Origin of the sequence: Paenibacillus xylanilyticus (genome assembly GCF_047246825.1) — a bacterium.
Lineage (GTDB): Bacteria > Bacillota > Bacilli > Paenibacillales > Paenibacillaceae > Paenibacillus > Paenibacillus xylanilyticus_B.
This window is the reverse complement of record NZ_JBFOLB010000001.1, coordinates 960,099-973,937: the sequence shown is the minus strand read 5'-3', so window position 1 is coordinate 973,937 and position 13,839 is coordinate 960,099. Positions and strand designations below refer to the sequence as shown.

The window sequence follows — 13,839 nt, the reverse complement described above, 5'->3', positions numbered from 1 at the left end:
GGATAATAAGGAAGGTATAGTTTACCGGGAAAATATTTGAATTCTTTTGTGAACCAAATGAAGTCTTTGAGTATCTAATGAATAAATAGTTTGAGAAGGAGGGGAGATCTTCGTGGATTTGACTGAGAAAGCAGAACTTGCGAGAAAAGGGGACAAGGAAGCATTTGTGTTATTAGTACGAGCGATACAGCAGAGCCTCTTTGTTATAGCAAGATCAATTGTAAAGAACAACGAAGATTGTGCAGATGCGATGCAGGAGACCATTGCCAAAGCATTCTCTAATGTACATACACTGAAAGAGCCTGCTTATTTTAAAACATGGATTATTCGGATATTGATTAACGAGTGCAATCAGATCAATAGAAAAAAGAAGCGGGTATCCCTCATTCCTTACGATTTAAGAAAGACATCCTATAAGGATGAGTACGAAAAAATTGAGCTGTTTGAGGTGATCGACGAACTGGATGTACAGCTTCAAACCATCGTCACGTTATTTTATATCGAGGATATGTCGGTCAAGGACATTTCCAACGTGCTCGAAGTTTCGGAAGGTACTGTAAAGTCACGTTTGTTCAGGGCAAGAAAGCAGCTATCCAAGCTCGTATTAGGGGAAGGAGAAGACAAATATGAGTTATCATGATCCAGTTGATCACCAGATAAAACAATTTCTTAAGCCAAAAACACAAGACGTGGTCCTCCCTGATACAGTCCAATTAGCGGTGGAGAACGCTCTTTCTTCACTTTCTGAGCCAAAGACGAAAAAGAAATCGTACTTTAAACAGTGGAGATGGGCTGCCGCAGCAATAGCACTCTTTTTTGCCATAGGGGCAGTTACGATCTATACCGTACCAACGTTTGCTGAAATGATCCGATCTTTGTTTGCCAAGGACAACCTGGATATCGGGCTTCTTCGAGCGCAGGAACTGGGATTGGTGCATAATCCACATATTAAGGTGAAGGACAAAGGTTATACGCTTGTCATTGAGGAAGCTGTAGCAGATCCTACGCGAGTGACAGTTGCACTTCAGCTTTTTGATAAAAAGGGAAAGCATGAACGTGAAATGCTTATTCTTGGAGAACCAAACAACATAACGATTAAAGATGATAAAGGAAACATAGTGGGCAGCATGTATGATATGGGATATACTAATGATTTTTATTATATGGTCGAATTTTTTAGTGAGCCGCTGCAGACGGACAAGATTACGATCGAGGGGAATATTAATACGCTTGGAAACAGAAATGTACCTTCCATAGAAGGAAATTGGAATTTCAGCTTTGACCTGGATATGAAAGAGGCAAATAGCAAGACCCGAGTTGAGGAACTCTCTGGAACTTATACAACACCACATGGAATGACTGTCAATTTAAAAAGGATCACACGAATGGTACAGGGAGTACGGTTCGAATTGGAGACCGAATTAGATGATGCAGCAATGGCAAGATCCCCCGGTGATTTGTGGGAAAAACAAATGTTGAGCTTTCACTTTGAAACCTTGGATAACGAGGAGATACATTCAGTAAACCCCAGAAAATCCGGTTACATGAACAGCCTGATGACATCTGATTATACCGTGATTGGAGATGGGAAAATGCGTTGGAGTTACACTTTTAAGTATCTTCCTGAGAATGAACCTTACCGTTTTGTATTGGACGGATACTCTATTGCTGAAGTGGATGGAAGTAAGTTTTCTTTTAGACCTGCGGAGTTATCAGAGCCCAAAGATTTTACGATCTTAAAAGATAGATTCGAACTGATTGGGACTTCGATGGAGAAATCGCAAAGAGGAGACAAAACAGATGAACTGGCTGTCTTATTCTATGGGAAAATGGATAATGAAATTAGTTATGAGGTATGGAAAGCATATGATTCGGCAAGTAAGCAGTATAATGTGAGTATGAGAGGGGTATCAGGGCTGGAAAGTAGTCTGCCCGATGGTTGGAAAGAAGGTTATATCAGCATGGGAGATCGTATCATGAACAATCCTTATAAATTCCGAATTGAAGGGTTAGATCATGTGCCGGAGGAGCTCATTCTGGAAAGGGAAGTAGTTGATAAACGATATAACGACCCTAACTGGTCCGTAACTTTAAATGAGTAGTCAAAAACGAACGAACTTATTCCTGTCAGGGAGTAAGTTCGTTTTTTTAAATAGGCTCTATACAAGATCATTAATTGTTCTTCTCTTCATTCTTGATAAACAATGAACTGGTGATTATTAAAACGACAATAAAAAATAAAATCATGATTGAATTAGAATGTACTTCTTTGAATATGTAGTCTTGAACAAACAGGACTATAGCGGATAGTGCTAAGACAAATCTTATGACTCGAGCCGACGACCGATCTGGGTCTTTGGAATGTTTGGATACGAGATATATGACATACCCTATTCCAGCAAAAAGCAGAAGTGAACCTGTGGCTATCATGGCAAACATTAAAATACACCTTTCTTGCATTCATTTCATTAAAATTTAATAGAGAAGTTAGTAGAGATTTCCAAGTCATTATCTCATACCCATACAGGGGCTTGAGTTGCGATTGACTTCTCAATGGCAAGGGACAAACGTACATCGTTAAGAGCTTCTGTCAGGGAATAAAAAGGGATATTCTCTCTCACATAAGTCGACATTCGTGTTAAAATTTCAGCCATGGCCAGCTCTTCATCGGAAAATGGGGCAGAAGAGAAGGGATTACGGTAAAGGCACTGTTGCCCAGCACGAAGCTCACGTAATGACAGCGGCCCGAGGCTTCCTTCCATACCGCTCTGAATTCGATGGATCGAGTATGTATCAAACGCTTCAGCACCCACGCTGATTGTAACTTCGTTATCCCGTATCTCTCCATGGGAACCACGAATCAGGACCCGGTTTTGACGAAGGGGTGAAAAGTATTGAGACCGAGTAAAGTCGAGCAAAGCACTCTTGCCGTTCTGGAACGTCAGCATGGCGATATCTTGTACTTCGTTCTCGATCTGATCCTGAACTTGTCGACCACGGTAGGGGACTTCCAGAATCGGAAGTTCGAAGCGGCGGGCAACGATTTCGCAGCTGATATCCGATATCGATAACCAGTTACGAATGAGACTGATTCCATGATAGCCATGCCCTGATGACGCCTGAACATGATGAACCTGACCCAGTTTTCCAGAACGAATAAGAGCCATACGAGCCATATGATGCGGCTGAAGTGGATATTGTTCTGCGATTTGAATATGTGCGTTTGCCTCGGCAAACTTGGACATTAACGCCAAGCTTTCTTCATCGAAAGCCGGAGGCGTTTCAACCAGAAGGGGAACGTGCAGTAAAGCAAGTTCTTCAAGAACGGCGGGTACGGAAGTTTTGGAAACAGCAACCAAAAGAAAATCACTATGACGGGCCACTTCATTTGGCGACTCGTAAAGTGTTACACCCCATTGATCGGCAGCTTCCTGGTACTTGGCCGGATTTCGAACGACTATGCCGCTGATTCGGAACAGATGGGGGAGCTGCTTCGCAATTCGCAAATAAGCTTCCGCTCTCCAACCGAAACCTATAATTCCAAAACAAATCGGTTGTATCAAATGAATCTCCTCCTTTTTCATTATTCGTATTATTGATAAATGTCCTGCCTGTATTTTCTACTCAAGGATACCATGGAGCTAACTATTTTCAACAATAGAATATGATGTAGCAATGGCAACGAACAGAATAGCCCTGAGATCGCTCCAATCGAACGATTTCAGGGCTGTTTTTTATGAGAGTGGAACAGGGGAATGTTCAACCGCAGCTGGAGTTTTGACAGGATACAAGGCAACCTGATATTGCGGGATGGCCTCAATGCGGTGGAACTCGGCAATCTCGACACCTTCGAAGCGCTCAATTTGCGCCTGATTGACAAAAGTATGGACCGTTCCCCGGCGCTGTGGCGTGATCGATAAGTGCAGGGTAGAGGATTCAAGCTGCGTGTAGAATTCCTTCAGGCCGATGGACCAAGTCTTCCCATAATAAACGTGATCCGTAATAAGCCGGCCATTCAGGAAGGCTTCAGCGACATCACCTTCATAATCTACCTCGAGCCACACATCATGAACATGAGAGGGCCATTCTCCCGCAAACTGCAGGAGAGCCGATTTCTCCGCAGGCTTCGTAACCAGCACGTCAGGCGTATATTCAGGGAGCTCCAACGTGTAGGTAGCGAAGAGTGCTGATCCTTTCCTTTGACAAGGGATGGAGTTTCCGTTCTTTGTTTGTAAATCGTGCGCAGGTGCTGGATATAGCGAAACATCAAACCGGGGGGCTCCCATCGATGTGCAGACAAGCTGATGATGGCTGAAGGTCACGGGACAATCGCTGACCACGAGCGTTTTTTGCCCCCATAGTTCGAAGGTATATGCTTTCTGCGCTTCTTCTCTGGATAACGTTACAAACCGTACACTTCGGTCATCGGTTGTACGGAAGTGGACTGAATCAAGCTTGTTTACGCTCGGCTGGATCACGTAATAAGAACCTTTGTCCGTTAATATGCCTTCTCCAGCGTGCACATCCGTCAGGTTCGTTTTGGATACGACGTATTCCGGTGCCATTCCTTCATGTGCATAGAAGAACATCGTTTTCTCTTTGCCCGTTTCAATCTCCGTCAACAATGGAGTCGTTGCGCTGATAAGAGACACACCATGAAGCTCCAGATTAAACGGCAGCATCAGCCCGATTCCGCCAGGGAGCTCAAGTTCACCTTCAGCCGGGAACGCAACAAGACCCTTAATGGTTTCCAATTCGATTCGGATCTTACGGCTGGGCAGGTTGACTTGGTCCTGAAAATTATTCAAGAAAACAAAGCCGGAACCGTCATGATGTCTTACACACCAACGCAATGTCTCTGTGTCTGTCGGATCTATGGTGGATTGACCCTTAGGCAGTACCGTCTTCATCGGCGCAAGAATCGATCCGAAGGATTCAAGGAATATAGAAATCGCGCGGATGCGGTCATAGGATGCACCGACTCTGCCGAATTCACCCAAGGGAGACTGATAGTCATACGTGATTTTCGGCAGGAATTGCTCATTCAGGTAACCCTTCTTGCCGACAGGATTGGAGCCGCCATGGTACATGTAATAACCGAGCAGATTGCTGCCGCTGGCCAGCTTGACAAGAGTCATGGCCTCAATGCTGTTCTCCGGAACGTACGGCCTCACATTATAACTGACCTGCATGCCGCCGGCCATCTCGCAATATGCAACGGGGTATTCGGGCACATCAAAATGAACGGGTTCCGCTGGTGTATCATGAAGATCGCGATACAAAAATTCCGTGCTTGGTGGCTGGGCTGGTATCCAAGACGTGTAGGCGTAACCTGCCAGCATGGGCAAAAAACCTTCTTCCGGAACGGCTGCACCGCCCCAAGCGGTAGCCGTGAAGAATAGAGGACGAATGCCGGCATCCTCCGCAATGCGACGCAACTCGGCGAGGTGAGCTGTGCCGCCCGTACCGGAAGACAGAAACTTGCCTGTTTTGTAACCCCAGGCATCATTGGGCGCCCCGGCGTGCATGAACTCATTTTCAAGCTGCACTGCAATAACGGGTCCTCCATCCTGATACAGGCTGCCTTTCATCTGAACGGCAATCTCCCGGTAGAGTCTGCGGGCGAGTTTCAGATATTCGGGATCATTGGAGCGGATCTCGATCGGCTTAGAGAGTACCCAATCCGGAATTCCACCATTGCGAACTTCGCCGTGGCAGAATGGACCGATGCGAAGCATTAGGGGGAAATCGAGCTTGGCGCACAGATCGATAAAGTGGCGAAGGTTTCGACGACCGCCCCATTCAAAAATCCCTTCTTCTTCCTCATGAAAATTCCAGAATACATACGTTGCGACAATGTGAATCCCTCCAGCTTTCATCTTGAGAAGTTCTTCTTCCCAATGTAAATATGAAAATCTGGAGAAGTGAAATTCACCGACAATAGGGATGAAGGGCTCCCCGTTACGCGTCATATAATAATTCGTAAATCCAAAGGATTCACCTTGTGGGTTTGCTCCGCCATTCTCACCCAATTTTCCTGGATAGATTTCCTTGTCACCTACGTTTTTTAAAGATAATTTAGATACCTGAATCATTGTTGGAATACCCTCCTTGTGATATGTTCTTTACGATGAATTCTACTGTTTATAGCAAATACAAGAAGTATCAATATAGCTACATTTTATACGGAATACGATATGGCGAGGTAGTGTGATAATGGCTGAAAAACATGCGGATTATGCTATACATGAAACCCGGCCTTTTGGGATATTAATCGCAGGACACTATGAGGAAAAGAAGGGATACGAGATTCATCGTCCGTCCGGGAGTATTGACTGGTTATTGATGTATACGCTTTCTGGTGAAGGCGTGATACAGCATGGTAAAAATTCAATCTCCTGTACGTCTGGGGATGTAGCCATCCTCTTGCCGGGACTTCCACATCATTATGAAACGAAGCAGGAGCATTGGGAATTTATATGGGTTCATTTCATTCCCGACCCCAACTGGAGTACGTGGTTGAAACTGCCTGAAATGTCCGATCGTTTCTTCTTTCAGCAGATCGCTTCAGAAGAGCTGCAGCATGATGTGCATAATGCTCTTCAAAGGCTGGTGCGTCACGGACGTTCGGAAGGAAGTTCCGAACTCCATCGCCGATTAGCTGAGCTTGCCCTGGAAGAGACGTTGATTCGCATTCAACAGACGTTTCCTCCAGATGTTCCGGCGACAATGGATCCCAGAATTGCGGAGATGATGCGACATTTGCAGATGTACCCAGCCCAGAAAGTAAGCATACCCGAGCTGGCGAGCCGATGTTGTTTATCCACGTCACGCCTGTCTCATCTGTTTAAGGAGCAGGTGGGTGACACGATCCTGAATACAGTTCATAAGTTCAGATTGGAAAAGGCGGCGCAGCTCCTGAACGGCACCAATCGGCAAATTGCCGAAATCGCGACGGATGTTGGATTCGACTGCGGCATTCATTTTACAAGAAAGTTCCGCGAAGCATTCGGTGAGACGCCGTCTGCGTTCCGAAAACGAAAAAATAGCCCTCAACAGTGATCGGTGAGGTGTGTCCCCATATAGTCCATGAAATTCAGAGGATATTGAATGGCCCTTCGCTGTTCATTTTTCTTACTATGGATACACCGACAGTTCACATGAGGAGGAAAAGATTAATGAGCACGAGAGAGTCAACTTTACCCGTTTCAAATGCTGTTCGCGTCTGGGAGGAACATGTTGAGATTCCTACCTATGGCACCGGAGAGCCTGACAAAAATCCTATGTTTCTGGAGAAGCGTGTCTACCAGGGCTCGTCGGGACGCGTCTATCCGCATCCTGTAATCGATAAAATCATGGACGAAAAGGAAATGAAGTCCTATCGCATGACCATACTCGAGAATGAATATGTGAGAATTGAAATCATGCCCGAAATCGGTGGCCGTATCTACCGGGCATTGGACAAAACGAACAATTATGACTTTGTTTACTATAACCGTGTTATTAAACCTGCGCTTGTAGGCCTTGCTGGACCTTGGATTTCGGGCGGTATAGAATTTAACTGGCCGCAGCACCATCGTCCAAACACTTTTGGTCCCGTAGAGCATGCCTTAACCGAGAATGAGGACGGCAGCGCCACCGTATGGGTCAGTGAGATCGACCGAATGTACGGAACAAAGGTAACAACAGGATTCACGCTGCTTCCGGGAAAAGCCTACCTTGAAATTAAGGCACAGATGTATAACCGGACTTCGGAGCCGCAAACGTTCCTGTGGTGGGCCAATCCGGCTGTTGCGGTCAATGACCACACTCAAACGGTATTTCCGCCTGACGTCACGGCAGTGTTCGACCACGGCAAGCGCGATGTGTCGAGATTTCCCATTGCAACGGGAACCTATTATAAAATGGATTATTCGGAAGGCGTAGACATTTCTCGATACAAAAATATACCTGTGCCCACGTCATATATGGCCTATAAATCAGATTACAATTTCGTTGGAGGATACGATCATGGCGTTCAAGCAGGGCTGCTTCACGTAGCGAACCATCATGTGTCCCCGGGGAAGAAACAATGGACGTGGGGCAATGGGGAATTTGGGCAAGCGTGGGATCGCAGTTTGACCGATGAGGACGGGCCATATATCGAATTGATGACAGGCGTATTCACGGACAACCAACCAGACTTCACTTGGCTTCAGCCGTACGAGGAAAAATCGTTTACACAGTATTTCATGCCATACAAAAATATTGGAGTCGTGAAAAATGCATCGATCGATGCAGCGGTGAATCTGGAGGTGGACGAATCGCTTCGCACTGCGACTGTAATGGCCTATGCCACATCCTTGTTCGGGGGGGCAATCGTTCAGTTGAAGGGCCGGAAGAGGACCTATTTGAAAGATACAGCGACGCTCTCACCGGAACTGACCTATAAAACAGTTGTTACGTTAGACGAAGAAGACCAGCCACATGATTTATTCGTAACCATTCAGGATGCGAATGGCCATCATCTGATATCCTATCGTCCGGCAAAACCTCGTATTGAACAAGTTCCCGATCCAGCCAAACCGCTTCCTCTTCCGAAGGAGATTAAGAGTACGGAGCAGCTGTATCTGGCAGGTTTACACCTGGAACAGTATCGGCATGCTACCTTTGAACCTGAGGATTATTATGAGGAAGGATTGAGAAGGGATGCCTCCGACATTCGGCTGAATGTTGCTTATGGTACGTTGCTGCTCCGCAGGGGATGGTTCAAGCAGGCGGAAGAACATTTTCGGACAGCAATAGATTCGTTGACCTGGCGTAACCCGAATCCGTACGACAGCGAAGCCTACTATCAACTCGGGATGGCACTCAGGCTGCAGGCGCGAAACGATGAAGCGTACGCAGCGTTTTATAAGGCGGTATGGTCTGCCGCTTATCAGGACAGCGGTTACTATGCATTAAGCCAAATTGCCTGTGAACGAGGGGACTATGCTGACGCATTGGAACTTGTAGACAGAGCTTTGGTGCGGAACGTTAGAAACTACAAGTCGAGACTCCTGAAAACTGCGGTTCTGCGCAAGCTTGGACGATATGCGGAAGCGGCTCTGTTTGCGGAGAAGACGTTGAAGCTGGATATTGGGGATTTTGGAGCAGCGTACGAGAAAGCCCTCGCCTTGAATTTGTTAGGACGTCATGAGGAGGCAAGGGAGACACGAACAACTCTTGAAAAATTCATGAGAAACGATGTGCACAATTATTTGAATCTGGCATCGGATTATGCTGAAAGCGGCATGTTCGAGGAGGCGAAAGACGTACTGGTGCAGATTCGTTTGGCACACGGCAATCACACCTATCCGATGGTGCATTATTCACTCGCTTACGTGTATGACAAAATGGATTGTCCGGAAGAAGCAGCCCGGGAGCGCCAGTTGGCTCAAACCGCCTCATCCGACTGTTGTTTTCCGAACAGTCTGTTCGAACTGCAAGTGTTGGAACATGCGATTGCTGCGCATCCGCTGGACAGCAAGGCTCATTACTATCTGGGCAACCTGTATTATGACAAAAAGCGTGCGGAAGACGCCATTCATCATTGGGAACGATCCGTGGAATTAGATGATCGCTTTGCAACGGCACATCGTAATCTTGCCCTGGCTTATTATAATAAACGGAATGATTCAACGGCCGCACTGTCTTCGCTTGAAAAGGCTTTTCAATGCAATTCGGCAGATGCCCGTGTATTCTATGAGTTGGATCAGCTGCACAAAAAGGTGGGGGTTTCCGCTCCGGAGCGAATGGCACAGCTTCAGCAGCACATGCAGCTCACACATCATCGGGATGACCTTTACCTCGAATATGTGTCCTTGCTCAACATGCTCGGTCAGCACGAAGAAGCGTTATCAGCTCTGCTGCAGCGTCAATTTCATCCTTGGGAGGGTGGAGAAGGCAAAGTTACGGGACAATATGTGCTTGCACTTGTGGAGCTCGGCAGACAAGCCAATCAGCAAGGGAAGTTCCAGGAAGCTGCTTCGTTATTAAAACGTGCGCTCCATTATCCCGAGAATTTGGGCGAGGGCAAGCTGGACGGTGCTCAGGAGAATAACGTTCACTACGAGCTTGGCCATGCATTGAACGGATTAGGCCAGAATGAAGAAGCAGTATACCACTGGACAGTTGCTTCTCAAGGTTTGGAGGAGCCAGCCAGCGCCATGTATTATAACGATCAGCCTCCAGAGATGATTTTCTATCAAGGCTTGGCTTGGTTGCAATTAAACAATGAGAAAGAAGCCAAACGCCGCTTTAACAAGCTGATTGATTTTGCAGAGAGACACCTGTTTGATGACGTAAAAATAGATTATTTTGCCGTATCATTACCTGATTTTCTCGTGTTTGAGGATGATTTAAACAAACGCAATCGAATTCACTGCCTGTTCATGCTGGGCTTGGGTTTGTTAGGCCTAGGAAAAGCAGCTGAAGCGAAAGCACGATTTGAAGAAACGCTGCAATTGGAGCCGAATCACCAAGGAGCAAGGATTCATAAGGGGATGTGTTAAATAGGGCAAAACCAAAGGAGCTGCGATGTCGCAGTTCCTTTGGTTTGTTAATCGGCTTAATGGCCATCTTCTGAAAGTTTCCTGACAATCATGAAAATAGTGATGATCCCCACAATGATTACGCTTCCGACGATGATTGCAAACCACATAAGAAACCACCTCCTTATATTCTCTTGAGAAATTACGTTTCTAAGTTGTTTCTCTTCATCTGATTCAAACGAAAGGCCACCAGGCCCATGAACAGACCTGCAATGATTAAAAATGCAGAGACGCCGGCAATTACAACAAAAAAGGATTGGTTAAACGCTTCAAATGCAGCTTTTTTGAGTGTATACGCATGTTCAAGGGGGAGCTGCTCTGCAGCCAAAAGTGCTTCGTCTAAGCTGTCCTTCACCTGTTCAGGTGCATTCATTCCTGCTGGAATCTTCATGGCAAGAGTATAAACAAGCGTTGATACACTTCCGATAATGGCTATTCCTGATGCCCCACCCAGTTCATAACCGACTTCTTCAATCGATGCAGCCATACCGGCTTTATGAGGGGGAACGTAACTCATAATGGAATGGGACGCAGCTGTCATTCCTGATCCAAGTCCCGCACCGAGTAGTGTCAATCCTAAAATTTGTCCAGCAAAACCAGCATTGAACTGCATCAGATAAATTCCCATACCCGCGCCGGCGATGAGAAGGGATATGCTCTTGATACCAACAACGTCCATACGATGCATGAGGACTCCCGTAACAGGCCCGGCAACAAGAGCCGCTACAGGTATGGCTACGGTGAATAATCCAGCTTGAAGCGGGGACATGCCGTCCACGAGCTGGAGACGCTGTGTGACCATATATTGCACACCCATCTGCGCAAACAGACCCACAAGTGCTGTAATAAACCCTGTGCTGAATCTGGTGATCTTAAATAAAGACAGATCCAGAAGGGGACTCGAACTGTTGATCTGACGACGAATAAAAATAAATAGAGCTATCAGACCTATAATCCCACCAATGAAAGCCAGTTCCAGAGATCCTTCACGTCTCGTAAATTCCTTGATGGAGTATATGATTCCTACCATGGCAATCATAATCTGAATTGAACTGGTAAAATCCCATTTCTTCGACGGGTCCCCTTGATGGTCAGGAACCAGTTTTATAGCAATTCCTAGCGCGACAATGGCAATGGGAAGATTAATAAGAAATACCGAACCCCACCAGAAATGTTGAAGCAGAAGCCCGCCAACAATCGGACCCAGTCCTGCGCCACCTGATGCGATTGAACCCCAAATGCCAATGGCCAGTGCAAGCTCCCGTTCATTCGTGAAGGTTAATCTGATAATGGATAACGTTGCGGGCATCATCATTGAGGCGCCGACCGCGAGAAGAACCCTGCTCATAACCAGTACCGCCGGCACGGGTGAAAATGATGCTACTACAGAGGCTGCGGAGAATACCAGCAATCCCAGTGTAAATATCTTTTTGTGACCCAGTCGGTCTCCTAGCGTTCCCATTGCAGGAAGCAGTCCTGCCATGACCAGAGAGTATCCGTTCAAAATCCATAGCTTCTCTGAAGCTGTAGCACCTAGATCATGAGTTAAGCTGGGTAGCGCAGTATAAAGGATGGTCATATCCATGACAATGAGTAAAAGCGCGCTTGATACAATAGCAAGAACCATCCAACGTTTGAATTTCGACATGTTGCCCTCCGATGATATGATTTAATGTTCTAACCGTTTCAACATTAAACTATCGGGTTACCCTATAGTCAAACATGAGTGAACCATCTATAATGGGGGTTCTGAGATAAAAAGATATCCTCTTGCTCGGGAAGGAGATCATCATGGCCGAAAAGTATACACAGCATTTCACGACCAGCGAGTTTGCAAGAATGTGCGGTGTGACTAAACATACACTATTTCATTATGATGATATTGGATTGTTGAAACCGGATTATACGAATTCGAAAGGATACCGCTTCTATAGCCTCCAGCAGTTTTACATTGTTGACGTAATTCATGTGCTGAAGCGTGCCGGAAGTTCGCTGCAGGAAATTAAATCGTTTATTCAAAACCAGAACAAGTCCCGGCTGATTGAACTGTTTGAACTGAAGCTGAAAGATTTGGAGGTGGAACGCCATCGGATCAACCAGATGCAGAGGCTGCTAACAGGAGCCATTGAAATGACGCAGCAAGCTGCGGAAGCCTCACCGGACAGGCCTTATTTGGAAGAGACAGAGGAAGAATTTTTTATTGTCGTTCGATTGGAAGAAGGGGAAGGAGACAAAGAGTTTTCATATAAACTGATTGAACATCGCAACAGATGTGAATCGGATCAGATTAACTACGAGTTTCCATTATGGACCATCGTTTCCCAGGATCACTTTGAGGCTGACCAGTACTATCCTGATTATTTTGGTAATAAAACAGAGGCCACGATCGAAGGGGAATCGGTCTTTATTAAACCCGCAGGACTGTATGCTGTCATGGAGCATCGCGGATCATACGAAAGCATGCCGGTTACATATGCCCTGCTCAAACAATATATTCAAGCACAAAGTCTAACCATCTGTGGACATGCATATGCAGTTGAATTGCTCAGTTATTTTACGGAGAATAATCCCGATGATTACATCATTAAAATATATGTAGAAGTGTGCAAATAAAACGGTTGGAGGGGAGAAATTCGACATGAACCTTTATCATATACAATCTACATTACACGGTATAGTTAGAACCACTTCGTTTCTGGAGAATAACTTTATCGGTATCGTTTGGCCAGCTACAGGGGATCTGGAGCAAATGACTTCTGAAGAATGGAGAGAGCAACTCGTACAACGCTATGCGCTTAATGAAATGGAGCTGAACCGGGCATTGGAGACTCTTCGCACTTTTGTAAACATCATACAGGATGGGGACTTTATCTTGATAGACGATGATGAGTGGGTATACGTTGGGGATGTGGGTGATTATTTTTATGATGATTCCTCGGGTACGGGTGAAGACTCGATATGTCACCGGCGAGGAGTTACCTGGTTGGGGCGCATTCCTCTGACAGCGATAAATGACAAGGTACGTGCACTGCTTAGTGATTCTTCTGTTGTTGCAAAATTCGATTTTCCCCTGTCACAGGCTCAACTGGATCCATGGCTTTCATTGGCTCCCAAAACTGAAATGCCAGATCACGATACCGTTAGGGTAGACGAAAGGATCATTCAGCAAGCACTCGATGTTTTGAAAGAAGCATTGCGTAGTGAAGATGCAGACTTGAGAATCCTTGCAGCGACGGCTATTTTGCAATATGTAAAATCGTAGAGAGGA

Annotated in this window: 9 protein-coding genes; 6 read left to right on the top strand and 3 right to left on the bottom strand. The window is 45.9% G+C overall.

The features are described from left to right. The first annotated feature begins 112 nt into the window (after window positions 1–112). Together AB3N00_RS04115 and AB3N00_RS04110 are read left to right on the top strand one after the other, a co-directional pair. Window positions 113–640: a sigma-70 family RNA polymerase sigma factor gene (locus AB3N00_RS04115; protein ID WP_413033431.1), complete on the top strand. Its 528-nt coding sequence runs from the start codon at window positions 113–115 to the stop codon at window positions 638–640. Continuing rightward, window positions 627–2,102 carry a DUF4179 domain-containing protein gene (locus AB3N00_RS04110; protein ID WP_413033430.1) on the top strand — a complete coding sequence of 492 codons (1,476 nt, stop codon included), beginning with the start codon at window positions 627–629 and terminating at the stop codon, window positions 2,100–2,102. The genes AB3N00_RS04115 and AB3N00_RS04110 overlap by 14 nt, the downstream gene beginning before the upstream one ends. A 411-nt stretch (window positions 2,103–2,513) precedes the next feature. Here AB3N00_RS04110 and AB3N00_RS04105 read toward each other — a convergent pair whose 3' ends face one another. Further along, complete coding sequence (locus tag AB3N00_RS04105) at window positions 2,514–3,563, bottom strand: Gfo/Idh/MocA family protein (protein WP_413033429.1); 1,050 nt, start codon at window positions 3,561–3,563, stop codon at window positions 2,514–2,516. A gap of 171 nt (window positions 3,564–3,734) precedes the next feature. Beyond that, window positions 3,735–6,095 carry a beta-galactosidase gene (locus AB3N00_RS04100; RefSeq protein WP_413033428.1) on the bottom strand — a complete coding sequence of 787 codons (2,361 nt, stop codon included), beginning with the start codon at window positions 6,093–6,095 and terminating at the stop codon, window positions 3,735–3,737. Between the two features lie 121 nt (window positions 6,096–6,216). Between AB3N00_RS04100 and AB3N00_RS04095 the strand changes: the two genes are divergently transcribed. After that, a complete protein-coding gene (locus tag AB3N00_RS04095; RefSeq protein WP_413033427.1) occupies window positions 6,217–7,062 on the top strand; it encodes a helix-turn-helix domain-containing protein in 846 nt (281 codons plus the stop codon). A 116-nt stretch (window positions 7,063–7,178) separates the two neighbouring features. Beyond that, a complete protein-coding gene (locus AB3N00_RS04090) occupies window positions 7,179–10,532 on the top strand; it encodes a DUF5107 domain-containing protein (protein WP_413033426.1) in 3,354 nt (1,117 codons plus the stop codon). A 181-nt stretch (window positions 10,533–10,713) separates the two neighbouring features. On the opposite strand, the gene AB3N00_RS04085 is transcribed toward AB3N00_RS04090, so the two are convergent. Continuing rightward, window positions 10,714–12,219 (bottom strand): MFS transporter, encoded by a 1,506-nt coding sequence (locus AB3N00_RS04085; protein WP_413033425.1) that lies wholly within the window; start codon window positions 12,217–12,219, stop codon window positions 10,714–10,716. Window positions 12,220–12,362: 143 nt separating this feature from the next. Between AB3N00_RS04085 and AB3N00_RS04080 the strand changes: the two genes are divergently transcribed. Together AB3N00_RS04080 and AB3N00_RS04075 are read left to right on the top strand one after the other, a co-directional pair. Further along, window positions 12,363–13,184 carry a MerR family transcriptional regulator gene (locus tag AB3N00_RS04080; protein WP_413033424.1) on the top strand — a complete coding sequence of 274 codons (822 nt, stop codon included), beginning with the start codon at window positions 12,363–12,365 and terminating at the stop codon, window positions 13,182–13,184. Between the two features lie 25 nt (window positions 13,185–13,209). After that, entirely contained in the window at window positions 13,210–13,833 is a 624-nt protein-coding gene (locus AB3N00_RS04075) for a hypothetical protein (RefSeq protein ID WP_413033423.1), read from the top strand. Window positions 13,834–13,839 lie beyond the last annotated feature (6 nt).

Coding starts and splice junctions, on each gene's coding strand:
- AB3N00_RS04095 (WP_413033427.1), top strand. CDS start 6,217: ATGGCTGAAAAACATGCGGATTATGCTATACATGAAACCCGGCCTTTT.
- AB3N00_RS04110 (WP_413033430.1), top strand. CDS start 627: ATGAGTTATCATGATCCAGTTGATCACCAGATAAAACAATTTCTTAAG.
- AB3N00_RS04075 (WP_413033423.1), top strand. CDS start 13,210: ATGAACCTTTATCATATACAATCTACATTACACGGTATAGTTAGAACC.
- AB3N00_RS04085 (WP_413033425.1), bottom strand. CDS start 12,219: ATGTCGAAATTCAAACGTTGGATGGTTCTTGCTATTGTATCAAGCGCG.
- AB3N00_RS04090 (WP_413033426.1), top strand. CDS start 7,179: ATGAGCACGAGAGAGTCAACTTTACCCGTTTCAAATGCTGTTCGCGTC.
- AB3N00_RS04100 (WP_413033428.1), bottom strand. CDS start 6,095: ATGATTCAGGTATCTAAATTATCTTTAAAAAACGTAGGTGACAAGGAA.
- AB3N00_RS04080 (WP_413033424.1), top strand. CDS start 12,363: ATGGCCGAAAAGTATACACAGCATTTCACGACCAGCGAGTTTGCAAGA.